At 53.0% G+C, this 24,221-nt stretch carries 19 protein-coding genes; 8 read left to right on the plus strand and 11 right to left on the minus strand.

The window, feature by feature from the left end:
* The first annotated feature begins 96 nt into the window (after positions 1-96).
* From F6S87_RS06950 to F6S87_RS06965, 4 genes are all read left to right on the plus strand, one after another.
* Entirely contained in the window at positions 97-1,743 is a 1,647-nt protein-coding gene (locus F6S87_RS06950; RefSeq protein ID WP_163227933.1) for an isopeptide-forming domain-containing fimbrial protein, read from the plus strand.
* 372 nt (positions 1,744-2,115) lie between these two features.
* Positions 2,116-4,839, plus strand: a complete 2,724-nt coding sequence (locus F6S87_RS06955; RefSeq protein ID WP_163227934.1) for an LTA synthase family protein — start codon at positions 2,116-2,118, stop codon at positions 4,837-4,839.
* 135 nt (positions 4,840-4,974) lie between these two features.
* The gene (gene rfbB / locus F6S87_RS06960; RefSeq protein WP_163227935.1) at positions 4,975-6,018 is read left to right on the plus strand and encodes a dTDP-glucose 4,6-dehydratase; all 1,044 of its coding nucleotides are present in this window, start codon (positions 4,975-4,977) and stop codon (positions 6,016-6,018) included.
* Positions 6,019-6,740: 722 nt separating this feature from the next.
* Positions 6,741-7,445: a hypothetical protein gene (locus tag F6S87_RS06965; RefSeq protein ID WP_163227936.1), complete on the plus strand. Its 705-nt coding sequence runs from the start codon at positions 6,741-6,743 to the stop codon at positions 7,443-7,445.
* A gap of 218 nt (positions 7,446-7,663) precedes the next feature.
* Here the strand turns inward: F6S87_RS06965 and F6S87_RS06970 are convergent, their stop codons facing one another.
* From F6S87_RS06970 to F6S87_RS06985, 4 genes are all read right to left on the minus strand, one after another.
* Complete coding sequence (locus tag F6S87_RS06970; protein ID WP_163227937.1) at positions 7,664-8,182, minus strand: Panacea domain-containing protein; 519 nt, start codon at positions 8,180-8,182, stop codon at positions 7,664-7,666.
* 117 nt (positions 8,183-8,299) lie between these two features.
* On the minus strand, positions 8,300-9,199 hold the full coding sequence (locus F6S87_RS06975) for a hypothetical protein (protein ID WP_163227938.1): 900 nt from the start codon (positions 9,197-9,199) through the stop codon (positions 8,300-8,302).
* The gene (locus F6S87_RS06980) at positions 9,196-10,173 is read right to left on the minus strand and encodes a DNA-processing protein DprA (RefSeq protein ID WP_163227939.1); all 978 of its coding nucleotides are present in this window, start codon (positions 10,171-10,173) and stop codon (positions 9,196-9,198) included. The genes F6S87_RS06975 and F6S87_RS06980 overlap by 4 nt, the downstream gene beginning before the upstream one ends.
* Before the next feature lie 246 nt (positions 10,174-10,419).
* Positions 10,420-11,442: a sugar transferase gene (locus F6S87_RS06985; RefSeq protein WP_231129432.1), complete on the minus strand. Its 1,023-nt coding sequence runs from the start codon at positions 11,440-11,442 to the stop codon at positions 10,420-10,422.
* A 95-nt stretch (positions 11,443-11,537) separates the two neighbouring features.
* Between F6S87_RS06985 and F6S87_RS06990 the strand changes: the two genes are divergently transcribed.
* The 3 genes from F6S87_RS06990 (at position 11,538) to F6S87_RS07000 (ending at position 14,505) form a co-directional block, all read left to right on the plus strand.
* Positions 11,538-12,401, plus strand: a complete 864-nt coding sequence (locus F6S87_RS06990; protein WP_163227941.1) for a macro domain-containing protein — start codon at positions 11,538-11,540, stop codon at positions 12,399-12,401.
* 17 nt (positions 12,402-12,418) lie between these two features.
* Positions 12,419-12,919: a TIR domain-containing protein gene (locus F6S87_RS06995; RefSeq protein ID WP_163227942.1), complete on the plus strand. Its 501-nt coding sequence runs from the start codon at positions 12,419-12,421 to the stop codon at positions 12,917-12,919.
* A 590-nt stretch (positions 12,920-13,509) separates the two neighbouring features.
* Positions 13,510-14,505, plus strand: coding sequence for a sugar transferase (locus F6S87_RS07000; protein ID WP_196779158.1), 996 nt, complete (start codon positions 13,510-13,512; stop codon positions 14,503-14,505).
* An 81-nt stretch (positions 14,506-14,586) separates the two neighbouring features.
* Here the strand turns inward: F6S87_RS07000 and F6S87_RS07005 are convergent, their stop codons facing one another.
* A complete protein-coding gene (locus F6S87_RS07005; RefSeq protein ID WP_163227943.1) occupies positions 14,587-15,831 on the minus strand; it encodes a nucleotide sugar dehydrogenase in 1,245 nt (414 codons plus the stop codon).
* 237 nt (positions 15,832-16,068) lie between these two features.
* Here F6S87_RS07005 and F6S87_RS07010 point away from each other — a divergent pair, with 237 nt between their 5' ends.
* A complete protein-coding gene (locus tag F6S87_RS07010; protein ID WP_163227944.1) occupies positions 16,069-17,505 on the plus strand; it encodes a lipopolysaccharide biosynthesis protein in 1,437 nt (478 codons plus the stop codon).
* Positions 17,506-17,546: 41 nt separating this feature from the next.
* Here the strand turns inward: F6S87_RS07010 and F6S87_RS07015 are convergent, their stop codons facing one another.
* The 6 genes from F6S87_RS07015 to F6S87_RS07040 all read right to left on the minus strand — a co-directional run bounded on the left by F6S87_RS07015 (position 17,547) and on the right by F6S87_RS07040 (position 24,220).
* Positions 17,547-18,659, minus strand: coding sequence for a glycosyltransferase (locus tag F6S87_RS07015; RefSeq protein ID WP_163227945.1), 1,113 nt, complete (start codon positions 18,657-18,659; stop codon positions 17,547-17,549).
* Positions 18,634-19,659 (minus strand): capsular polysaccharide synthesis protein, encoded by a 1,026-nt coding sequence (locus F6S87_RS07020; RefSeq protein ID WP_163227946.1) that lies wholly within the window; start codon positions 19,657-19,659, stop codon positions 18,634-18,636. The genes F6S87_RS07015 and F6S87_RS07020 overlap by 26 nt, the downstream gene beginning before the upstream one ends.
* A gap of 69 nt (positions 19,660-19,728) precedes the next feature.
* Entirely contained in the window at positions 19,729-20,526 is a 798-nt protein-coding gene (locus F6S87_RS07025) for a glycosyltransferase family 2 protein (RefSeq protein WP_163227947.1), read from the minus strand.
* A 103-nt stretch (positions 20,527-20,629) separates the two neighbouring features.
* Positions 20,630-22,075 (minus strand): sugar nucleotide-binding protein, encoded by a 1,446-nt coding sequence (locus F6S87_RS07030; protein WP_163227948.1) that lies wholly within the window; start codon positions 22,073-22,075, stop codon positions 20,630-20,632.
* A gap of 71 nt (positions 22,076-22,146) precedes the next feature.
* Positions 22,147-23,163, minus strand: coding sequence for a dTDP-glucose 4,6-dehydratase (gene rfbB, locus F6S87_RS07035; RefSeq protein ID WP_163228064.1), 1,017 nt, complete (start codon positions 23,161-23,163; stop codon positions 22,147-22,149).
* A gap of 34 nt (positions 23,164-23,197) precedes the next feature.
* Complete coding sequence (locus F6S87_RS07040) at positions 23,198-24,220, minus strand: glycosyltransferase family 2 protein (RefSeq protein WP_163227949.1); 1,023 nt, start codon at positions 24,218-24,220, stop codon at positions 23,198-23,200.
* Position 24,221 lies beyond the last annotated feature (1 nt).

A 24,221-nucleotide genomic window follows, 5' to 3' on the forward strand; every position in this document is an offset into this window, starting at 1 on the left:
CTCCGCCTGTTCGGGGAGACGCTCCCGGCCAGACACCGGGAACCATGGAGAACCAAAGAGAACAACCAGAGAAGTCCACCCGAAGGGGGAACCACGATGACCACCAACCAGTTACGTCGATTAGCGCGCGTCGTCGCCGCGCTCGTCGCCGGCGTCGCGTTCATCGTCGCCGGCATGACCGGCGGCGCGCTGTTCAGCCGCCCGGCGAAGGCCGCCGAAGTCGTGCCGGCCGTGAAGGCTTCCGCCACGACGACGATCACCGTCACCGGCGGCGCGGCCGACACGTACACGGCCTACGAGCTGTTCAGCGCGACCGACCTCGGCTCCGACCTGTACTCGTACACGATCAACGAATCGTTCCGCAGCGCCATCATCGCCGGACTCGATGCCGCCGGCGCGAGCGTCGCCGACGACGCCGACAGCGCGACGATCCAGGCGGCCATCGCTGGCCTCGACTCGTCGGCGATGACGACGTTCGCGCGCACCGTCACGCAGAACCTCCCGGCTGACGCGACCGGCACCCAGTCCGAGGCGAGCGGCGACGACGCCGTCATCGCCGTCGAACCGGGCTACTACCTCGTCGTCCAGACGAGCTCGCCGGCCGACGGCGACGCCGCGTCGGCGACGATCGTCAGCACGGCCGGCAACGCCGGCGTCACCGTCTCGCCGAAGAAGGACACGCCGACGCTCGTCAAGAAGGTGCAGGAGAAGAACGATTCGGCCGCCACCGGCACCACGAACCCGACGGGCTGGCAGGACGGCGCCGACTACGACATCGGCGACGCCGTGCCGTACCAGCTCACGGCGACGCTGCCGTCGAGCGAGTCCGCCTTCGCCGCCTACCAGACCTACGCGCTGACGTTCCACGACACGCAGTCGGCCGGCCTGACCTTCAACGCCGACTCCGTCGCCGTCTCCGTCAACGGCACGACGATTCCGGCGACCGACGCCAACGGCCACGTCAACTACACCGTCACGTCGAACAGCGACGGATCGGCGCTCGCCGACGGCTGCACGTTCGAGGTCGCGCTGTCCGACGTCAAGTCGCTGACCGCCGCCGACGGTTCGTCGGTCGTCGTCAACGCCGGCGACGCGGTCGTCGTCAACTACACGTCGACGCTGAACTCCGGCGCCGTCATCGGCTCGACCGGCAACCCGAACGAGGCGCTGCTCGAGTTCTCGAACGTGCCGAACTCCACGACGAACCCGACCGGCAAGACGCCGAAGGACAAGGTGACGGTTTTCACGTTCAAGGCCGTCGTCAACAAGACCGACGGTCACGGCAATCCGCTCAAGGGCGCTGGCTTCACGCTCGAGAAGTACGATGCTGTTAATTCCACGTGGAACACCGTCCAGACGATCGCCGCCGGCGACGCGACGACGTTCACCTACTCCGGCCTCGATTCCGGCACCTACCGCCTGACCGAGTCGACGACGCCGTCCGGCTACAACACCGCGTCGCCGATCGTCTTCAAGGTCGTCGGCACGTACGACACCGACAGCGACGATCCGCAGCTCACCGGCCTCAAGGTGATGAGCGAGGACGGCACGCAGGAGCTGACCTCGTTCACCGTCGACTCCGCCGCCGGCACCGCCACGACGACCGTCGTCAACGAGCAGGGCACCAAGCTCCCGAGCACCGGCGCCGCCGGCACCAAGGTCCTCTACGCGCTCGGCATCGCGCTGGTCCTCGCCGCCCTCGCCGGCCTCATCGCGATGACCCTCCGCCGTCGCGACGCCTGACCTCCGCTCCCAACCCCCTTTCAGGGAACCCAATAGGGTCGTAATCCCCTGGAAGGGGATTGAGATCCCATTGAGCTCCCGGAAAGGCTGCAAACGCTCGCTAGCTCGCGTTGCATATTTCAGCGGCGGGAGCTAGGGCGCTTGATGAGGTAGTAATCCCCTGGAAGGGGATCGCTGAGGCGAAGCCGAAGCGAGGGGTCGACTTACGGAACGCAACCGGTCGCGTTCCGTAAGTCGACCCTCAGCCTCGCTTCGCTCGGCAGCTCCCTTCCAGGGAGCTTTTTCCTTTTGTGACATCTTGTTTTTGTACTTTCCCTGCACTTCACGAAGGTCTTGTGGAGACTGGAATACCCCCGTTGCGCGGCGTATTGGATGAGTCGTTCAATAGTCGAACTCGCCGACACGGCGGCGCAGCAGGTGCGCCGGACGCCGGCCGCACGCTCGAAAGGGGAGCCAGTCATGCAGACCGGTACCAACCGTCGTCTCGACGATCGGTCCACCGATCCGAAGCCGGACAGCAAGCAGGCTGCCGGCCAGCCGTTCGCCAACAACGACGGCATTCATTCTTCTTCCGCGTACGATTCCTCCAATTCGTACGATTCGCCCGTCTCCGCCGACGACCTGGCCTACGCCGAAGACGACGAGTTCGTCGCCGCCGAAACGCAGCCCGTGGACGCAACCGGTGCCGAGCTCCCCGGAAGGGAGCTGCCGAGCGAAGCGAGGCTGGGGGTCGACCCGGCCGCGTCAGCGGCCGGCGCTGCCGGCGCGACGGGCGGCCGCTTCCGTACGGCCGTCGGCACCGCGACGAAGCCGTTCCGCACGGCGACCGCCGCCGTCCGCACGCAGTGGGATCGCTACACGGCGACGAAGTTCTACCAGCTCTGGTCGAGGCGACCGAAGCTGTCGATCGGCCTGTACCTGCTCGTGGCCGTCGCGATGATCGCGACGATGGACATGCTGCAGATCTGGAGCGTGCGCACGTCGGCGCAGTACGATCCGAGCGCCGGCCTCGGCTTCTTCACGCAGGTGTGGCAGGCCGTCTACGAGGACATTCCGGGCGGCGCGTACTGCCTGAACTTCATCGCGCTCGCGCTCGTCTACCTCGTCATCGCGACGCTGATCAACCGGTTCTGGATCTCGACGGCCGTGTTCGGCACGCTGATGAGCGTGCTCGCGCTCGCCAACAAGATCAAGATCGGCCTGCGCAACGAGCCGGTCATCCCGAGCGACCTGATGATGATGGGATCGGGCGGCGAAGTGAGCGACAGCATCATGTCGTTCATCCCCGAAGACGCCGAAGCCATGATCGGCGTCGCTGTCAAGCGCCTCGTCGTCTTCGTCGCGATCTGCCTCGTGCTGCAGTTCCTGGATCGCCGTCGCGGCGTCATCCCCTGCAGCTGGATCCACCCGCTCGGCGGCAGGAAGCACCTCGCCGCCGCGTCCGGCTCCGCCGGTGCGGACGATCCGGCCGGCAGCAACGCCACCGCCAGCGTCGCCGGCACCGCCAACGTCGCCGCCGGCAAGCACATCGCCGAGACCCCGGCGCCGCGCAAGCGCGCCCTCCAGACGTCCCGCGGCCGTCGCGCGCTGGCCGGCCTGGTCGCGCGAATCGTCGCGCCGATCGTCGCCGTCGGCCTGCTGCTCGGCTACGCCGCCGGCCTCGCCGACGTCAACTCGAAGCTGCGCACGTTCGTCGAGGACAGCTTCGGCTACTCGCCGGCGCTGTGGGACACTGTCAACGACGCCGGCCGCAACGGCTCGCTGACGACGTTCCTGTCGCTGCTCGACGTCGACGCGATGGACAAGCCCGAAGGCTACTCGCAGGCCGCGATGACGGCGCTCGCCGACAAGTACGCGGCCGCCGCCGACGAGATCAACGCCGGCCGCAGCGCGGTCCTGACCGACAGCACGGTCATCTTCATCCTGTCCGAATCGTTCGCCGATCCGACGCGCGTCCCCGGCATCTCCTTCACGGAAGATCCGATCGACGACATCCGCGAGGTGATGGACGAGACGACGTCCGGCCTGATGGTCGCGCCGACGTACGGCGGCGGCACGGCGAACATCGAGTTCCAGCAGATGACTGGCCTCAACCTCTCGAACTTCAACGAGAGCCTGCTGTCGCCGTATCAGCAGCTGCTGCCGAACGGCAGCGAGTTCTTCTCGTTCAACCAGATGTGGAACGAGGCGTACGGCACCGACGAGGTCTCGATCGCGTACCACCCGTACTACCAGAACTTCTACCTGCGCAACACGAACTACAACACGTTCGGCTTCTCCAGCCTGCGCACGCTCGACTCGACCGACGACCCGATCGCGAACGAGGGCCAGATCGACCGCGCCGAGAACGTCTCCGACCTCGCAATCTACGAGGAGGTCATCGAGGGGCTGAAGAACACCGACCTCGAGACGAACCAGTTCATCGAGCTCATCACGATGCAGAACCACATGCCGTACAGCGACTGGTACGACGACAACCAGTTCGCCGGCGACGGCAACACGTCGACCGGCATCACGACCGACGGCGAGCGCACGAACATCGAGACGTTCACGAAGGGCATGCAGCTGACCGACGACGCGACGGCCTGGTTCCTCGACGAGCTCGACGCCATCGACAAGCCGATCACCGTCGTCTTCTACGGCGACCACCTGCCGGGCATCTACTCGACGGCCGCCGCCGACGAGGAGAACGACCTGCTGCTGCACGAGACCGAATATTTCATCTGGTCGAACGAGGCGTCGTCGTCGGCAAACGCCAAGAATTCTGACGATTCGTCCGCCATCACGTCGTCCAACTTCTTCATGGCCCAGGCCGCCGAGCACATGGACGCCTATGTGTCCCCGTATCTGGCGCTGCTGACGGCCCTGCATGAGGAGGTGCCGGCGATGGCGCGCATCTCGGTCGGTCACGGCCAGTGGGGCGCCAGCGACAAGCTGACGATCGTCGGCTCCGACGGCGAGGTGATTCCGGAGGACGAGCTGTCCGAGCGCGCGCTGGAACTGCTGGACGACTACCGCCTGGTCCAGTACGACCTGGCCGTCGGCAAGCTCTACCTCGCCGACACCGGCTTCCTGAGCCTGGACTACAACGCATAGCGAGCATTCCTCGCGAGCGCAAGCGGTTTTCGAGTGGAGGGGCCTGCGTTAGCAGGCCCCTCCACTCGAAAACCGTTCCAGCAGCCCGGCTACTCTTGGTTTCAGGCTGACAAGGACGACAGGGGGAGACGCGAGATGGACGGTACGCGCACGCGCGAGGTCGAGTTTCGGCCGCGCAATATTCTCGTGACCGGTGGCTGCGGATTCATCGGGTCGAACTTTGTGCACTATGTGCATCGGCACCATCCCGACGTGCACATCACGGTGCTCGACAAGCTCACCTACGCCGGCAATCTCGCGAACATCCAGCCGCTGCTGGACGATGACAAGCAAGTCGCCTTCGTCCGCGGCGACATCTGCGACACCGCCCTGTTGGAGCGCATCGTTCCCGGCCATGACGCGATTGTCCACTTCGCGGCCGAATCGCACAACGACAACTCGATCGCCGATCCGCGGCCGTTCGTCCACACGAACGTCGACGGCACCGTCGCGTTACTGGAGGCTGCAAGAGCGGCCAACATCCGCTTCCACCACGTCAGCACCGACGAGGTGTTCGGCGACCTGCCGCTCGACAGCCCCGAGCGGTTCACTGAAAGTTCGCCGTACCGCCCGTCGAGTCCGTACTCGTCGACGAAGGCGTCGAGTGACATGCTCGTGCGCGCGTGGCACCGCACGTACGGCCTCGACGTCACGATTTCGAACTGCTCGAACAACTACGGGCCGTTTCAGCACGTCGAGAAATTCATTCCGCGCCAGATCACCAACCTGCTCGATGGGCGCCGGCCCAAGCTGTACGGCGACGGCCGCAACGTGCGCGACTGGATCCACACCGACGACCACTCGTCTGCCGTCTGGACGGTGCTGACGAAGGGGATGCCGGGGGAGACGTACCTCGTCGGCGCCGACGGCGAGCGCGACAACCTGTCGGTTCTCCGCGCGATCCTGCGCGCGATGGGCCGGCCCGAGGATGATTTCGACTGGGTTCGCGACCGCCCCGGTCACGATCGCCGCTACGCCATCGACCCCACGAAGCTCCGCACCGAGCTCGGCTGGCAACCGCGGCACACCGACTTCCTCGCCGGCCTGACCGACACCATCCAGTGGTACACCACCCACGAATCCTGGTGGCGCCCCGACAAGGCCGCCACCGAACGCCAATACGCCGAACGGGGGCAGTGACCGATGCCAGTTCAAGCTCCCTCCCTGAAGGGAGTCGGCGAGCGGCAAAGCCGCGAGCAGGTGGGAGTCAATCAGCCCAAATTGGATCATATATCGCTCAGAAGTCCGGTAGGGAAGACGTCGTACACCGTAAGGTGCCATCTGCTGCCGCTATGAAAAATTTTTTCGTCAATACGCCCCGAATCCTTGTAGAGAGGTCTTTTGCCGACGAGCTACGGTCAATCGGTAGATTAAACGACCGTTATACGTGTCAAATGACCGGACTGCATCGGTAAAATGCCGCGCGAAAACGCCTTGAAATGCGCCTATTTGCCGACGTCGTCGGTTAATAGGCATGCCAAAAGCCCTTCTAATCTACCGTTTGACCGACGCTGTCGGCAAAAAGCCTCGCGCATTGCCTTCGCAGCCATGATTGTGCCCTATGTGCAGGCGAGAAGTCTTCGAAAAGTTCTGCGCGTTTCTGGTTCCGCTGAGGTGAAGAACTGAAGTCGGGCCTTCATGTGCGAGCGTATGCGAGATCGTGCACATCGGGAAACGCTTCAGTTCGCAGCAATGCCGCGGCATGACGGCGATGTCTGCAGTTGGTCGATTTTTTGTCCGGTACAATCAGAATCCCCGCGCTCGCTGAACGTCGTGGTTTAAGGGTGGAAAGACTGTTGGGTGTCAATGGGGATGACGACCCGTCGGTATCTCGATGTTAATGGTGATGAAGGGAGACGGCGATGTTGACGATTCGGGAACATGACCTGAAACTGGTGCTTGCCAACCGCAAGAACATGATCGGGTTGAAGCCGGTGTGGGAGAACGTGCTGACGATCATAGCGGGTATCTTCTATCTTCCCGAGGCATTGGCAGTAGAGAACTGCGTATGGCGCATTGTACTGTTTGCGGTTGGGGTTATCGTTGTGGGATACGGGGTTATCGGCCTCTGCTGTTGTCGGTACACCACAAAAACGCTGTATAAGGAGATCGCCGCCATGAATATTGTGAGCAGCTCGATTGTCGCCATGCGCAAGCCATTGGCCGGCCGATCCAACGAGCTCTTCGTGTACTGGGATGAAGGATGGGGCTGCTGGTTCTTCCCGAATCGCCGGTCGACGCCGGATATCGAGGACGATTCCCGCGACCTGATCAACTACCTGAACACTCAATTCGACGTCCCGGTCGGTGATTGCACGCTGCATCTCAAGACAACCGGCGAGGAATCCAAGAAATCGACGGAACACGGTGGCGAACTGCGCCACTACGCCTATCGCTTCTACGAAGGCAATCTGTCGTCCATGCCGTCGTCCTGGGAATCGTCGGACACTGAATTTGAAGTTGCCGGTCATCGCTGCCGCTGGATGACCCTCGACGCCATGCTTGCCGATCCGGTCATCAACCAGCGCAACCATTACGTTATCGCCACCGTGCGCGACAACCTCTGAATCTCACCGCGTGATGTGGCTGCGACAGAACAGCGAGCGGTAGCCGGATTTTCTCGGACCCTTGTGCGCGATATTGAGTACAAGACTCCCTCTTCAGAGGGAGTCGGCGAGCGGCGCAGCTGCGAGTCAGTGAGAGTAACCAGCCATGAAGTCAATTGCCTAAAGAGGGCAGCGCTGCCATACAGGAAAAAGAAAGCACCTACGTTCGCGGGGAGATTCTAGTCGTCCTCCAGCAGCTTCATCGTATTGGGCCACTTCTGCATGGCATGCTCGAACCCCTCCGTCAGCGTGTGGCTGCGCAGGCGGTCGTTGGGCTTGCCGTCAACAGAATCGAGAATGTCGCGGTCAGTGATGACAGCGACGTCGCGGCTGCCGTCGTAGACATTGCTCCACGCGCTTCCGTCGCCGTGCGCCAGCCGCACCAAGTCAAACGTTGACAGCTGGCCATAGGAATTCATCAGCGTTTCAGCAACGTCTTCCAGCAGCGGCGTCACCGTGTACGATTCTTCCGTCGCCCGAACGCAACCCCTCCCGTACCGCTGGAACGCATGATAGACATCGGGCTGCACGGGTCCGTCTTGCCACGCCTGAATAGCGTCGTCGAAGAGAGGCTGGTGGAACTGCTGGAGGGAAACCGCCTGCGCGAAATACACCAGCCTATTGATCCGCAAGCTGGTCATGTCGCCGCCCTGTCCGTAATGGTCGATGAGACAATTGGCAACATCGAGCGCCTTCAAGGTTCCGCTCCTTCCCATGTGACGACTGAGTAATCTTTCGTTATCCGTCTTGTCTCCAGCAGTCGCAGCAATACACCAGTCAACTACTACCGTTGTGCTCGTGGCCCCGGTGAAAGTTCACCTCATCCCGTGTCGTTTCGGATCCCATGGGCAGAAGGTTGTGCCACACGAGGAATTTGCAATTGCATCGAAGATATGTGGATCAATACTGTCGGCATACGTCTGGTTGACAATGCGCGCGAGGCAAAAGATCGTGACTTCCCGTGCTCCGTGCAATTTTAACTGGGCTGCCGCTGACTGCACGCTTGCGCCCGATGTCCACGTATCTTCGATGAGAATAACGTGGTTCAGCTTATCTGGCGTAGGCGAATCGGCAATGGCAAATGCGTCCGGATTGAACGACCGATGCTGCTTCACCTGTGTCGCTTGAAGTTGGATTTCGGGAATGGCCAACTCGGGTATTCCCGTAGGAGCGAACAGGGAACGGACGAGCAGGTTGAGAGGATGAGGATGTCCGTATCGGGGGCTGCTCTTGGAAGACGGTACGGTCGCCCATGCCGTCGGATAAACGCCATTGGCGATTGAAGTCAGGCAGTCCCAGTGCATGATGAAAGCATCTACCAGCAGCCACTGAAGTATGCGTTGAGACTTCGTTGATTCGCGCCGCGCCGCTTCCTTGTCGTCATGTGTCTTGTAGTCATACATGATGCGGAGCATCTGCGAATATCCCGGCGCCCAATTCGGATTGTTGCCAGAATTGCTGTTCAGTGCATAATTGGCAATACGCACCCTATCGGCCAGCAACGAGGCGTCATTCGAACCGGAGAACTGCATGCATTGCCTACTGAGTGCGGCGCATCCGTTGCATTCGACAGCTCCTCCCTCTTTCGGACCGCCGCAGGTGGGGCAGCGGAGCGAGTGCTTGCTGTGATAATGCACCGGCTTGCAGATGTTGCCGATTTGACGCCAAAGCGTTTCTTCGTACGCTCCGCGCTCCTCCGGCGTGGGCAGCATCATCGCACCGCTCCGTCTGGAAGCAGCTGGTTAATTACGTTGTCAAGATACTGTTCGCTTTGCTCTAGGGTATCGAGTGTCCGCCCCACCTCAGCGGGCGACGAGACGACGAAGACGCCAGGCTTGCCGACGTATTCCTTCGCCCACTTGGTATTCTCGACCACGGCGTCGCGCAGGATGATCGGGCGCCCATGACGCATTGCCTGCCGTGCCTGAATGCGTGTGCCCGAGCGTTCGGAAGCCTCGACGATGACGCTGGCGATGCCGTACCCGGAGATCAGCGCGTTGCGCATCGGGAACGAGAAGCGCGTCGCCGGACTCCCCGGAAGGAACTGCGACAGCACCAGCCCCTTGTCGGCGATCTCGTCCTGCAGCTCCTGATTGGTCTTCGGATAGTACCGATCGATGCCGGTGCCTATGAACGCGACAGTTCGGCCGCCCTCTTGCAGTGCAGTTTGGTGGGCGAAGGTGTCGATTCCCTTGGCAAGACCGGCAATGACAGTCAGCCCTCGCGAGACGAGCAATCGTGCGGTTTCGCGGGCGAACGCCATGCCTTCGGGCGTGCAGTTGCGCGATCCGACCACGCTTACGCCCGGATCGTCCTGACGCAGTGTTCCACGGTAGAACAGCAGGGGAGGAGCGTCGATCACGGAACGTATTGGCGTGGGGTAGTCGTCGTCGAAAATGGTGACGGCTTGCAGCCCCTGCTGCTGCCATTCGTTCCACTGCCGTGCTGCTGTATTCAACATGTCGGTCAGATTGACAGGTTCGGTTGGGGCATCGTCGTCGAAGAGTGATGGCTGGAAAATGGGTTCGGTATCGCTGCGTTGGGGATTGGCGTAACGATTCAGCACGCTCATTGCGCTGCCTTCAAGCAGGCATTCGCCGGCCAGTGCGCTCCATGAACGATTCTTGCCGTATCCCTGAAGCAGGGCGAGCAGCGCGACGTTTTCATCGCGCAATGTGCGTTGATCCATCCTCGCCGCCTTTCCTCATGTTCACCATCGTAAGCGCAAGAGCCGAACTCGCCACGGCGACGAATTCGGCCCTTTCATTATAGAACAAATGTTCGAATATTGGTACTGGTATCCAGAGTCTAGACTTCCCTCTTCATAGGGAGTCGCTAAGCGGTGCAGCCGCGAAGCGGTAGGAGCACCAGCCAGCGAGTAAAGTCCCGCAGGAATCGGACTTTACCTTCGCGAATCGACAAGAACCGGCCTTCCTCAGTACGCTCCCCTCGGGTTGAGCATCACTCCCACCGTCCGCAGGATGTAGTTGATGTCCCCGAGTATCGACCAGTACTGCACGTAGGCGACGTCGAGCTGGCGGCTTTCCTCCTCGTTGAGGTCGGAGCGTCCCGAGGTCTGCCACGGCCCGGTAATTCCCGGCTTGACCAAAAGCCGCGTTGCGTACACCTGGTCGTATTCGTCGACCTCGAACTGGCGCTGCGGCCGGGGCCCGACGACGGACATGGTGCCGATGAACGAGTCGAAGAACTGCGGCAGCTCGTCGAGGCTGGTCTTGCGGATGAAGTTGCCGACCCGCGTGATGCGCGGGTCGGTCTTGAGCTTGTAGCGGGCGCCCATTTCCTGGCCCTGCTCCTTGAGCAGCTGTTCGAGGTAGGCGTCGGCGTTGACGCGCATGGAGCGGAACTTGTGGATGTAGAAGGGCTTGCCGTTCTTGCCGATGCGTTCCTGCTTGTAGAAGATCGGTCCGCCGTCCTCGATCTTGATCGCCAGCGCGATGACGAGCATGAACGGCGACGAGCAGATGATCGCGATCGTCGAGACGATGATATCGAACACCCGCTTCTTCACCATCGCCGCCGGCGAGTATTGCGGCAGCGTGATCGTCATGACGGACAGTCCCTGCAGGTTGCGCAGTGTCGTGACATGGCCGGCAATGTCGGCGGCCGACGTCGTCAGCGCGATCTCCAGATTCATCGTCTCCATCCGCAGCGCGAACGTGTTGAGATTGTCGGAGAAGCGTTCGAGGATGTCGGTGATCATGACGGTCTGTCCGCCCATCGTCGCGATTCGCGAGACCAGGTTGTCGTCGTAGCGCATGATCGGCAGCTTTTCGTCCCAGTTCTTGCGGACTTCGGACAGCATGAGATCGTAGTCGGGCTCGGCTTCCAGCTCGCCGGTGGTCTTGTTGATCCGGATGGGACAGACGGCGATCGGTCGGTAGTTTAACTGGGAACGATTCCCCAGCAGCTTCAGTAGTGGTGGGATTTGTGTGGTCAATCCAGTTGGAATGGGGCGGTCCTTATTCAATTCGTTTGTATGCAATAATGAACCCCCGAGAGAAGACACGTGTCATAAGAAAGAAGGGAATTCGCATGACTGGAAAAGTACAGCGCTTCATTTCGTATAGAAAGCACTGGAATTATTGGAAGAAGTTCATAGCAGCGCTTTTTAGTGTATTTGGTTCTCTTTGTTTGGTGCTGGATTTTGCGTCCTTTGTATGGGATTCTCTTCCTCTCAGGGGATGGAAACTGACTCTTGTCTTTATTGTTATTGCGTTAGGTGCTGCTGCTTTTCTTACGCGGGAGCGTCCTCCAAAGAAGGAATATTCGTTCGGATCAACAGTCGAGATTGTTTCGGGTGATTTATTCGATCAAGACTGCAGCATTGTTGTCGGAACCTGTACGACATTTGATACCGATGTAGAAAGCCGCATCATTGCTTCCAGCAGTATTCAGGGACAAGTACTCTCTAAGGTTTACAGCAATGATTTGCAAAGCTTGGATGAGGATATTGAAATAGCCCTAAGCAACGAAGACCCTGTGGGGGAGATCGCAAAGGAAGGTAAAACAAAACGATATCCTATCGGAACTGTAGCTGTTCTTCGTCCCAAGAGACTGGATAGCCGCATTTATTTCGTGGCATATACTGAGATGTCAGAAACGAACACGGCTGCTTCTCGCATCGATTATCTTTGGAACTCGTTGTCTTCTTTATGGGAAAAAGTGCAGCAAAATGAGAATGGCGAACCTATTGCTATTCCTGCCATTGGCCAGGGCATGTCGCGGCTGAAGCCGTTTTTGACTTTAGAAGATTCGATCAGGCTTATTATCACGTCCTTCGTTTTTTCATCGAGGTCGACGATCATTTCCAATAATTTGCGGATAGTGCTACCTGAAAATAGTTATGAGTCAATCGACCGGGTGGCGATGCAAAACTTCATGAATCAATTAGCTTAGTGTGGAGGAGATAAATAATGGCTTATAGAAACAAGACATACGTGGCCTTTGATGGCGATGTTGATATCGCTTGGTATTGGCTGCTTAAAGCATGGGCAGCGAACGGCGGATTTGATTTTTATGATGCGCATGATGTGAATAATGCCAGAGACACAAGTTCAGAGGAGAGCATCAAGCGACAGCTGCTGAAACGATTTGATAACAGTAAAATGTTCATTTTACTGTTAGGAGAGCATACAGCGGCCTTGAGGAAATTTCTTCCATGGGAGATTAAACAGGCATTAGCTCGGAAACTCCCAATCATTGTAGTGAACCTCAACGGGAAAAGGGCAATGGATCCAAACAGATGCCCGAAGATCCTTCGGGAGTCACTCGCGATCCATATACCGTATAAGAAAGCTCTTTTGAAATACGCTATGGATAATTGGCCGGATTCGGATAAGGAATATCGAAGGAGGGGCAAGAGTGGTCCCTTCTGCTATCGATCCTCTGTCTATTCGGATCTCGGAATAGACTAACGACATGCTCCGGGAGGGCAACGACGACGAAAGTTAATTAATCGCGCGTAGTAGGTAAGCGACTTCTTGCAGTCTTGAATTGTGCTAGTAATATTGCCGTGCTCGTCGTTGCCTGTTCCCATTTTCGCCGGTATGTTTTTATCAGTCTTCTATAAAAAATTTCCTCGCCCTTAGATAAATCCGTGGCGCTCGCAGCTGTCATCATTGCGTCGAAATTGCATCTTTTTACGTAGGAAATGCGGACTGCGGTTTGCAGTTAAACTGAAGCAAGCAGTGCCACTTCGCCATTTCTGCTGGCACTATCAATCGCATCTGAAAAGCGTTCCGCCAAACTCCTCAACGCCGAAACGCCTATACATTTCCGCGAAATCTCCGTGTACCGAATTGGAAAAGCCGCTGGAAATATTCTGAATAATTGTTAGTATTTTCACAGAGACTAAAGGAATCTATTCAATAGATTCCTTCGGCTGTAAAAACATGTCGGTGAGTATGACTGCTTGCTCGCCGGCCGCGCATGGTAGACGAAGTTGTGCACTGCCATTCAACGGGACGACAAGCAGAGTTGAGCAGTGACGAGGAGGAGCGACTTCATGCGCAGTTCGCGTATTCAACGAAAAGTTGCCCAGGCCGTCGCGCAGGTGGACACGGGCTCGTTGAGCGTGGCGGATGTCGTGAAGGAAGCGAAAGCGGCCATCGCTGGTCGTCCGGAGTCTACGGACGGTACTGCCGTCGACTTGGACGATTCGTCTCAGGATAATCTCAGCGAAGTCACGAGTCCCATCACCGTTAATATCGACGAGACCTCCGGTATCATTTCGGTTCCGGACACTACACAGTCGCCGGTTGCCTCTTCGTACAGCGACGATTTTGCAGAAGACAGTCGTCCGCAATTCGTTACCGATAAGGAAGCCATCGCCTATCTCGATCAGATGAGGTTGACGATTCGCCCGAATCTGAACCGTCGCGGCTATCGCACTGTAAAGCGTCTGTTTGATCTTATTGCCAGCGGCGCCGCCCTCGTGGTGCTTTGCATTCCGGGTGCCATACTGTGTGCCGCGATCTGCATCAAGTCGCCTGGAGCAAGCCCTATTTATACGCAGTATCGCGTTGGCCGACTCAACAAGGACGGTACCTTCCGCATTTTCAAGATGCACAAGTTCCGCTCGATGGTGCCAAATGCCCATGCGATGGTCAAACAGCTTCAGCAGGAGAACCAGGCCGACGGCCCGCTGTTCAAGATCAAGCGCGATCCCCGCATTATCCCCGGTCTCGGCAACTTCATCCGTGCGCACTCGATCGACGAGATCCCGCAGTTGTGGGATGTCTTCATCGGCAACATGGCCCTGATCGGACCGCGTCCGGCCCTGCCTAAGGAGGTGTTGTCCTACGACGAAGAGGACATCGAACGACTCCGCGTGAAGCCCGGCTGTGGAGGCCTGTGGCAAGCCACGAGCCGTTCCAACTCCACGTTCAAGGAAATGACTGACCTCGACGCCGAATACATCAAGAACAGCGGTTTGCTCTACGATTTCAAGCTGATGTTCAAGACCATCAAGTCGATTTTCACGGGCGACGGTGCCTGCTGAGATTGTAATGATTTGACCGCGTAAATGTGTGAAGGCGGCGCCGAGTAACATTCGGCGCCGCCTTCACACAACAATCAGAAGTTAGTCTCTCTTGAAGAGGTCCCTCGTATACACCTTCTCGCTCACGTCGGCGAGGTCATCGTTCCAACGGTTGGCAACGATGATGTCACTGACTTGCTTGAAGTGGTCGAGGTCCTTGGTGACTTCGCTGCCGAAGAACTCGTCGTCCTTCATCGTGGGCTCGTAGACGACGACCGGGATACCCCTGGCCTTGACGCGTTTCATGATGCCTTGGATCGAGGACTGGCGGAAGTTGTCGGAACCGCTCTTCATCGTCAGGCGATAGACGCCCACGACCGGATGATCGACGCCCTCGAGTCTGGACACGATCTGGTCGGCGATGAAGTCCTTGCGGGTACGGTTGGATTCCACGATCGCACCGATGAGGTTCTGTGGCACGTCGGCATAGTTGGCGAGCAGCTGCTTGGAATCCTTCGGCAGGCAGTAGCCGCCGTAACCGAACGACGGGTTGTTGTAGTGGCTGCCGATGCGCGGGTCGAGGCACACGCCCTTGATGATCTCGGCGGCATCCAGGCCGCGGGACTCGGCGTAGGTGTCCAGCTCGTTGAAGTAGGCCACGCGCAGCGCCAGGAAGGTGTTGGCGAACAGCTTGATTGCCTCGGCCTCGGTCGTGCCGCACACGAGCTCGGGAATGCCAACGGTACCGTCGTTGTTCACGCGTTCCAGCTCGGTTGGATCGGCGCCCTGTGCCAGCAGGTCGATGAACGTTTCGGCGGCCTTGACGGCTTCTTCGCCGTCGGTCGGCGCTCCGGCCACAATGCGGCTCGGGTGTAGGTTGTCGTACAGCGCATGGCCCTCGCGCAGGAATTCGGGGGAGAAGATGATCTTCGAATCGTTCATTTCCTGGCGGACGCGGTCGGTGTAGCCGACGGGAATGGTTGACTTGATGACGATCCACGCGTCCTTGTTGATCTCGCGGATAGCGCGGATGGCGTCCTCGACGCTGGAGGTGTTGAAGTAATTCTTCTTCGGATCGTAGTTCGTCGGGGTTGCTACCACGGCGAACTCAGCATCCTCGTATGCCAGCTTCGGGTCCGTCGTGGCCTGGAAGTCCAAGTTCATCGTCCCGTCGCTCTTGCCGTCGAGGAACCGCGTGATCTCACTATCCACGATCGGGCTGACGTTGTCATTGAGCATCGCGACCTTTTCGGGAACGATGTCAAGCGCATGCACTTCGTTATGCTGAGCCAAAAGCAATGCCACAGAAAGACCTACATAACCAGTCCCCGCCACAGCAACCTTCATGTAAAACTCCATTCAATTGTCGTATTCAATGTAATTGAAGTTTGATAAATATAACTATATATGGATTAAGTAGGAAATGAAATAAACCAAAAAGTATTAAGAATAATAAGAAGAGTAATAGCAGTCCGTTTTATGTCGACTTGTTTTGTATCCAGTAGTTTTAGTGAGCTCATGATAGCGTAATTTTGTTTTTGTCTAGTGATGTGTAATCGGATTAAATGACGAGAGTAAAGACATATGAAGAGAAACGAAACAGTAAGTCCTAAAAAAGCTGCAGTGATTCAATTTGTAGCAAAATACGCGACTATAGTCATTCAACTTGTCCTTACGGCAATACTTGCGAGATTGTTGACGCCAGATCAGTTTGGCGAAGTGGCAATTGTTACTGTTTTTACAAGTTTCTTTAATATTTTTTCGGATATGGGCGTCGGTGCCGCAATTATTCAGTTTAGGCAACTGGAACAAAAAGACTTTGAGAAGCTTTTTGCCTTCTCTATTGTGCTTAGCACAGTATTGACAATCGTATTTGCAATGATGTCTTATCCATTTGCTCTCTTCTATTCCGATATGGGGCTAATACCTTTATTTCTTGCTGCAACTCCTACGCTTTTCTTCAACACTTTAAACATGGTCCCTAATGGATTGATGCTACGAGGTAAGAGATTTAAGGCCATAGGACTTCGCTTAATTGTAACTACATTGATTTCGGGTGTTGTTGCCGTTTTTTCTGCTGCCCTTGGTATGGGCGCTTATGCGTTGATTTTACAAACAGGTTTATCTGCATTTTCGGTTTTTATCTGGAACTTTTTGTCGTTATCAGTACGCAAACCAAATTTCCATTTTGTGGAGCCACTAAAACTTATTTTCTCATATTCTTCCTTTCAATTTGGCTTCAGCACGATTAATTATTTTTCTCGGAATTTAGACAATCTATTGATTGGAAAGTTCTTTGGTGATGTGCAATTAGGCTATTATGACAAAGCATATAAGCTCACCACATATCCTCTTTCTTCATTTACATCGGTCGTTTCCTCGATTGTGCAACCTTTTATGGCAGAGCATCAAGACCATAAGAAAATAATTTGGGATTTCTGGTTTCGAATTGAAAAACTGGTCAGTCTCGTAGGCGCAGTAATTACGGCAATCTTTGTTGCTTGCTCGCGCGAGGTCGTTTTACTCTTTTACGGTTCGCAATGGAGCGCTTCGATACCCCTGTTCACTCTTTTGGCCTTTTCTGTATATTTTCAGATGTTGGGAAATACGAGTGGGGCATTTTTCCAGAGCCTTGGACGTACGGATCTGCAGTTCCGAGTAGGTTTGATCAATACAGTTGTGACGGTGGGTTGCCTAGTGCTAGGACTCTGCACAGGAAAAATGCTATATGTGGCTGCACTAATCGCAGCAGCATATATTATCCAAATTTTTACTACATTTTTCTACTTGATAAAGCGAGCCTTCGGCGGAACGTTTAGTGTAGTTGTTCGTTTTATCCCTGAGATTATTATTGCCGCTGTGGCTGTAGTTGTAGCGATTTTTACCGGTTCCCTAATTAACGGTGGTTTAATTCTGCAATTCTCAATAAAAATGCTACTAGTTTGTTCAATAATGTTTATTGGATATTTATTATTTGGACAATTAAAATATCTACTTGCTATTATAAAACGAAAGAAGTGATTTTTTTTGGGGGGGGGGCTTCATACCCCTCCCAAAAAAAATTATTGAATTACTTTATTGATCCATTGCTGACAAATTGTCTCAACAGAAAAATCATCAATACGCTTGAGGCTAAGTTTTGAATATTCTCTTCTTGTATGAGAATCGTTTATGAATTCTAACAAGTTTGTTTCAAATTTAGAAATATCATCCAGAGGGGCAATAGGGAAATATTTGCCATGCTGGGATAATTCTTCAAAACAGGGGAGATCAAAAGTGCATATGGGTAATCCGCACTTCATGGCTTCTAGTGGAGCCAAGGCAAAGCCTTCCCACCGACTTGTAGAAATAAAGATACTGGAATTGAGATAATGCTGAAGTAGCTCGTTTCCATACAAGGCTCCACGCAATATTATTTTTTTCTCTAGATTTGCGTTTTTGATCAGCTTTTGAAGCGACAAAGTATCATCACCGTCGCCGGCAATTTGTATAGTCCAATCTTCTGGGATCGTTCTTGCAATATCGAGAAGATAATCCAGTCCCTTCATCATAATCGAAATACGAGAAGTGACAGAAATGGTATGGTTAGACAGATTGGAAACCTGGCCTTTAGTTTCTATAGTGCACGGATTATAGATGACGAAAGAATTCGGATTGTGTGCAAGCCATTTATTTTGAGAATAATGTTCTAGGCAAATAATTCCATCCGCTAGGGCCGCGCATTTAAATAATTGTGCAGTATAACGTTTATAGTACAGATTAACGTATATGTCGTAATTATTGTGCATCCATAAGTATATTTTTAACTTTGGAAAAGATTTTTTTATGTCTGGAACGAAGAAATAAAAATCAGGATTAAGGACTATGGTGTCATAATCCGTTTGATGGAGTTCGTTAAGTAATGCGTGTTTGTAAATACCGCCTCGGCGTCTTTTGGTTAGGCGCGAGCCAAGTCGTAATTTGAAGTTTGTAAATTTAGTATATTTCTTTGTGCCCCGCTTAAAGGTGCAGGTCACTTCATATTTATCCGGACGGTCTACGGCGGTTAGAAGGGTAATATCGAATCCCAAAGAATCTAATTCATTGGCCACAACAGTGTTGACTCTTTGGATTCCGCCTAGGGTTAGATCTCCTACAGCGAATAGTGTTTTACTCGTTGCTTTGCGCCTTTGCATGATCTTTTCTCTCCGTATATGAACGTTTATTTAGTCTACTGTTGATAATTTGTGAGTAAAGGGTTGGAGTGCCATCTGATGATATTGTTTTAAAATTTAGTTTATATGTCAGCTTATATAAATAGGTATTATCAGATAGAAATATATTTTTTTGATCATTAATCGGCTCATCGAGTCGATGTATAAGCGCGTAAACGTTCTTGTTATTTAGTGGTGCATTATCAATCATCTCTCTAACTGATTTATTATTTTGATAAATAATCGAAAGAGTGATGTCTGTTACAAAATAGTCGTACAGTTTATAGCCTTTTCCGTAATATGAAGAAAGGTACTTACTCATCGCATAGAATAAAGGATTTCCTTTGGCGGAGGCGAGATAATAACTTGTCCAGTTACGGATCGGATCTTTTCTCCCCACCGGGATAGAGAAGAACGGATAATCGCTAATATTGGTTGGTAAATCTTTTGTCAGATAACAAGTAGAATCGATCCAAATTCCTCCTTGTTGATATAAAAGTTCGCAGCGGATAAGGTCGGAGAATTCCGTAAGGCCAATTTCTCCTTGCTGTACCTTTTTGACGATTTCGGGAGGTATGGTAACAAATTGTGAAAAGTTGTCCTGAGTGATTACGTTCACTTTTCGGCCGTTTGCGTGGCTTTGGATGCTTTCTATGCAAGCGCGAATTAGGGGAGGGGTGTTGCTATCATCAGCGCCTTGCCACCACATTGTCCAAATTGGGCCATTATTTTTAGTTTCTGTTTCATAGAAAGCATTGCAAAATTGCGTGCAATCCACCTCGCACAACTCCGGGGTCTTTTTTGGGATTACTTGATATAGAGATTGATAATATTTTTTTCTCAATAAGCCGCAAATATGATACATGAGACCAAAAAAAGCAGTTTTTGTTGTCAATATCTTCTTGGCTTCGAGAAAATAAGAAAAACTCTTTCTTATTCTGAGAGACATTTTTTTAAACATAGAAAATAATTTTTTAATCATAAGTCGGCTGTATTAGAAAGATTGTGAGATAATAAATCAATTATGTTTGCAATGTTCTTGTTTATGAAATCACTTCCATCGAATACCCCATTTTCTAAAGTAAACCATAAAAGATTGAAGGTGATATTTTAATAATTTTTTGTTATGATGTGATCCTTTTTCCCATTTATGGATTACTGTGGCCGATGGGACATAGACGATTCGTCCATAACTGCTGGCTCGCTTACAGAGATCGGCATCCTCTAGATACATGAAAAAAGACTCGTCAAATCCTTGCAAATTCTTGAAAACGGCAGTACGGATAAGCAGAAAACTTCCTTGGATGAAAGGGATATCCTGAATTTGAGAGAAGTCCTTATCGCTCATTTCATGGTAGGCTCTTCTCTTGGATAGTAATGAGTTCGGCGCATTTCGTGCCAACACGTCTAGAAGAGTAATTTCTCTACGATAAGCGGGCAGCATCTCCATGCTGGGGCCTACAAGTTTTGGGGCTGCAATTGCTACGTTTTCTATGGTTTGAGCAGCGTTTACAAGTGCACTGATAGCGCCTGCCTTTACTTCGATGTCGGGGTTAACTATCAGATGAAAATCTGAATTAATCTTTGGCAAAACGACATTATGTGCTGCACCGAATCCGATATTTTTTTTCAGATCGATAAATTCTATTTCTGAATAATTTGCAAATTCATGGCGTAGCATTCTACGGCCCTGTATTACCTCCCGGTCGGAAAGTGATGCGCTATTGTCGATCAGGAAGAGTTTGCATGTCATTTTTTCAGATCTTATATCGTCTAGCAAAGAATGAGCTGCGATAATTACGTCATTATAGTTCTTGTAAATGACGATTGATGCGCTTAGTTGAGTCATTTTAAAACCTTATGATTAAGGAAGATCTGCTGTGATGGACGATTGGGAATGATCTAAGATTAATATCGTTGCAAAATAAATATTTATTGATAATTTGAATCTCTTAAATATTTGCTGTAGAAATGTATTTGACTAATTCTGCTTCCCAGTTTTTAGGCATGAAATTTGTCTCCCGAATTTTGCTTAGATCAAGTGCACTATGTATTGGTCGCGGGCTGATCGGGTCGTTGGCATTGAGGAAATATTCCGAAGTACTGATCGGCTTGACGGCATCACCATTGCCATTGGTTGCATCGAAGACCTTGGCAGCAATATCCGCCCAGTTGGCAATGGAACCGGAACCTGTGAGATTGTAAGTACCGTACGGAGCATTCGAATCAAGCAGGTGGAAAATGGCACGGGTCATTTCATCAGTAAACGTCAACCGACCAAACTGATCGTCGACGACCGTCACCTGATCCAGATTGTCATCAGGATCAGCAACTCGCTTCGACAGGTTCATCATCGTCTTGACAAAATTATGACCATCACCAATAACCCAGCTGGAGCGAAGAATGTAATGTTTCGCCGTATTTGCCACAGCAATGTCGCCAGCAGCCTTTGTCTGCCCATAAACTCCCAGCGGCGAGAATTCTTCCGTTTCTTTGTGCTCGTCAACGGTACCATCAAACACATAGTCGGAACTGACATGCACCAGCGTAATATGATGCTCCTGCGCTACACGAGCAAGCAGTGCTGGTCCCTGAGCATTGGCCTTCCAGGCAAGCTTGCGACCTTCTTCAGTTTCCGCTTTGTCGACAGCGGTGAAGGCACCAGCGTTAATGATTGTGCCGTACAGGCTCCAGTCATACTGTTCATATGCAGCCGGATTGGAGAAATCGAATTCATCAATATCGGTGAATTCGAAGCCCTTGCGATCATGGTCAGCAACATATTTGCGTATTGCATGGCCAAGCTGGCCATTCGCGCCGGTAACCAGCGTACGCTTTTGTTCCATTGGCTTAGCATCCTTGAGCATCGGATGATGTAGGTCAGCTTCGCTCAGCTCGCACTGATCCAGCGGAATCGGCCACTGAATACCAAGTTCCGGATCGGCCAAATTGACGAATGTGTACGTTTTCTTCTGTTCAAACGACCAGTGGGCGTTCACCAGATAGGTATAAGCAGTGCCGTCTTCGAGAGCTTGGAAACTGTTACCTACACCGCGTGGTACATAGATTGCGCGCGACGGATCCAGTCGCGTTGTAAATACTTGGCCGAACGTATTGCCGGGACGCAGATCCACCCATGCTCCAAAAATTTCACCGGTCGCAACCGAAATAAACTTATCCCAAGGCTCGGCGTGGATGCCACGAGTGACGCCCCTCGTCGCATTGAAGCTGATGTTGTTCTGGACCGGACCAAAATCCGGTAAACCCAATTCCATCATCTTCGCGCGCTGCCAGTTTTCCTTAAACCAGCCACGGTTATCTCCATACACTGGCAGATCGAAGACCAGCAGCCCGGGGATGTTGGTCTCAGTGACTTTCAGTTCCTTCTCGAATTCCATTTGTTTTCCTATTCCGATTAACGCCAAACCGACATGCGAAAGCCACCGACTTAGTCGCGGTGGCTTATCGTTCACTGTCCTTGAGCCTTATACTTCGCCTCGGTCGCTGCCTTCGCCGGCTCCCACCACTGCTGGTTGTCGATATACCACTTGACGGTCTGACGCAAGCCAGACTCGAAATCGGTGTGCGTCGGTCGCCAACTAAGCTCAGTTTGCAGTTTCGTTGAGTCAATGGCATAACGGCGATCATGTCCAGGGCGATCCCTGACCCAATCGAATGCATCCTCAGGCTGGCCCATCACACGCAGAATATCCTGCAGAACAGTCAGATTGTTGCGTTCGCCGTTTGCGCCAATGAGATAGGTCTCGCCAATACGGCCACGGGTCAGAATCGTCCACACAGCAGAAGAATGGTCTTCAGTATGAATCCAATCACGCACATTCAGACCGTCACCGTACAGCTTCGGACGAATGCCTTCAATAATGTTCGTAATCTGACGCGGAATGAACTTCTCCACGTGCTGGTACGGACCATAGTTATTACTGCAGTTCGAGATCGTCATGCGCAGACCATAGGTACGATGCCATGCGCGGACAAGCATGTCCGAACTCGCCTTGGTCGAAGAATACGGGCTCGAGGGATGATAGGGAGTCTCTTCGGTGAACTTGGCCGGATCATCCAAAGCAAGGTCGCCGTAGACCTCGTCAGTACTCACATGATGGAAGCGCACATCATACTTGCGAGCAGCTTCGATCAGTCGGAACGTTCCTTCGACATTCGTCTTTAGGAAAGGTTCCGGATTGGCGATGCTGTTATCATTATGGGACTCTGCAGCGTAATGAACAATCGCGTCATGACCGGGAACTAGCTCATCAAGTAGTTGAGCGTCACAGATGTTCCCATGCACGAACTCCACTTGGTCGCCAAGTAAAGGGCGAATATTTTCTATGTTTCCGGCATAGGTTAGGGCGTCCAACACCGTGATGTGTACGTCGGGATGATTGTTATAGACGTAGTGTACGAAATTGGAGCCAATAAAGCCACAGCCGCCTGTCACAATAATGTTTTTAGGAAGATTGCCTTGCATGGTTTTCATCTTATCTGTATTTGCTCTAGAAAATTTATTTTGCATGCTTCTTGAAAGTGAAATTAGCAAAAAAAGCAAAAAGAATCGGATATCTCATGAGATAATATCGTATTTTTCCTCCAAATGTAAGCTGTTTTACCGTTATTGTTTGCAATAGTATCGAAACGCTTTTTTTCAAGCTCTTTGCTAAATATAAAGGCTGAATGTCAGAAAGAAGAGTATTTGCCTTATATTCTTGAAACAAGATATTAGTTCTTTCTTCGTCGCAAGCGCGAGATAATTCTTCATTTGAAAGTAACTTATATTTATTCATGAGTTCTATGCGCTTAATTAATGCTGGATGATATGCTCCTTGAGCGATTTTTTCATAAGCACGTGAAGTGAGTGATTCAACGCGATAAATATATCCAGCGTAATCAAGATACTGCAGGGAATCTGCCAAAAAAAAGGCTTCCATGTTAAAAATATTGTCCTGCATTCTTTTCAGGGCGGGATCAAATGATAAATGCTCCGATTCTACCCATTTGCGATTGTATAGTTTTCCCCAAGGAACGCCGATCGCTGTCACTGCATTTTCTTTTTGCTGATAATGTCCATCCATTAATTGATGAAAAAGAGGAGTTTTCTCTGAAACGTTGTGTGCTGAAAACGAGCTAGGGAAGAAAAATTCCGGCGTGAGTTTACCGTCGTTTTTGTCTAGAAGGCATGAACTCATAATGATTTGGGCGGATTTTTTTGAGTATGTCGCCTTTACTAGAGTCTCTAAATAATCTGGTTTGACATAATCGTCTGGGTCAACGAAGCATAACCATTCGCCATTTGCATGATTCATTCCATTATTTCTGGCAGCGGACACGCCAGCATTTTCCTGATGTATTAGGCGAAAGCGAGAATCGTTGAGAAAGGCAGAGGCGACCTTTGCGGAATTATCCGTTGAGCCGTCATCGATTATAATCGCTTCGAAATGCGGGAATGTTTGTCTACGTAAGGAAGAAAGGCACTTTTCCACATATTCTTCTTGATTGTATAGAGGGATAATTATCGAGACCTTGGTCATA

Origin of the sequence: Bifidobacterium choloepi, assembly GCF_010667615.1 — a bacterium.
Taxonomy (GTDB): domain Bacteria; phylum Actinomycetota; class Actinomycetes; order Actinomycetales; family Bifidobacteriaceae; genus Bifidobacterium; species Bifidobacterium choloepi.

Excerpts from the sequence above, each read along its gene's own strand:
- F6S87_RS06950 (WP_163227933.1), top strand. The coding sequence starts at position 97 with ATGACCACCAACCAGTTACGTCGATTAGCGCGCGTCGTCGCCGCGCTC.
- F6S87_RS06955 (WP_163227934.1), top strand. The coding sequence starts at position 2,116 with ATGAGTCGTTCAATAGTCGAACTCGCCGACACGGCGGCGCAGCAGGTG.
- rfbB (WP_163227935.1), top strand. The coding sequence starts at position 4,975 with ATGGACGGTACGCGCACGCGCGAGGTCGAGTTTCGGCCGCGCAATATT.
- F6S87_RS06965 (WP_163227936.1), top strand. The coding sequence starts at position 6,741 with ATGTTGACGATTCGGGAACATGACCTGAAACTGGTGCTTGCCAACCGC.
- F6S87_RS06975 (WP_163227938.1), bottom strand. The coding sequence starts at position 9,199 with ATGATGCTGCCCACGCCGGAGGAGCGCGGAGCGTACGAAGAAACGCTT.
- F6S87_RS06980 (WP_163227939.1), bottom strand. The coding sequence starts at position 10,173 with ATGGATCAACGCACATTGCGCGATGAAAACGTCGCGCTGCTCGCCCTG.
- F6S87_RS06990 (WP_163227941.1), top strand. The coding sequence starts at position 11,538 with ATGACTGGAAAAGTACAGCGCTTCATTTCGTATAGAAAGCACTGGAAT.
- F6S87_RS06995 (WP_163227942.1), top strand. The coding sequence starts at position 12,419 with ATGGCTTATAGAAACAAGACATACGTGGCCTTTGATGGCGATGTTGAT.
- F6S87_RS07000 (WP_196779158.1), top strand. The coding sequence starts at position 13,510 with ATGCGCAGTTCGCGTATTCAACGAAAAGTTGCCCAGGCCGTCGCGCAG.
- F6S87_RS07005 (WP_163227943.1), bottom strand. The coding sequence starts at position 15,831 with ATGAAGGTTGCTGTGGCGGGGACTGGTTATGTAGGTCTTTCTGTGGCA.
- F6S87_RS07010 (WP_163227944.1), top strand. The coding sequence starts at position 16,069 with ATGAAGAGAAACGAAACAGTAAGTCCTAAAAAAGCTGCAGTGATTCAA.
- F6S87_RS07015 (WP_163227945.1), bottom strand. The coding sequence starts at position 18,659 with ATGCAAAGGCGCAAAGCAACGAGTAAAACACTATTCGCTGTAGGAGAT.
- F6S87_RS07020 (WP_163227946.1), bottom strand. The coding sequence starts at position 19,659 with ATGATTAAAAAATTATTTTCTATGTTTAAAAAAATGTCTCTCAGAATA.
- F6S87_RS07025 (WP_163227947.1), bottom strand. The coding sequence starts at position 20,526 with ATGACTCAACTAAGCGCATCAATCGTCATTTACAAGAACTATAATGAC.
- F6S87_RS07030 (WP_163227948.1), bottom strand. The coding sequence starts at position 22,075 with ATGGAATTCGAGAAGGAACTGAAAGTCACTGAGACCAACATCCCCGGG.
- rfbB (WP_163228064.1), bottom strand. The coding sequence starts at position 23,163 with ATGCAAGGCAATCTTCCTAAAAACATTATTGTGACAGGCGGCTGTGGC.
- F6S87_RS07040 (WP_163227949.1), bottom strand. The coding sequence starts at position 24,220 with ATGACCAAGGTCTCGATAATTATCCCTCTATACAATCAAGAAGAATAT.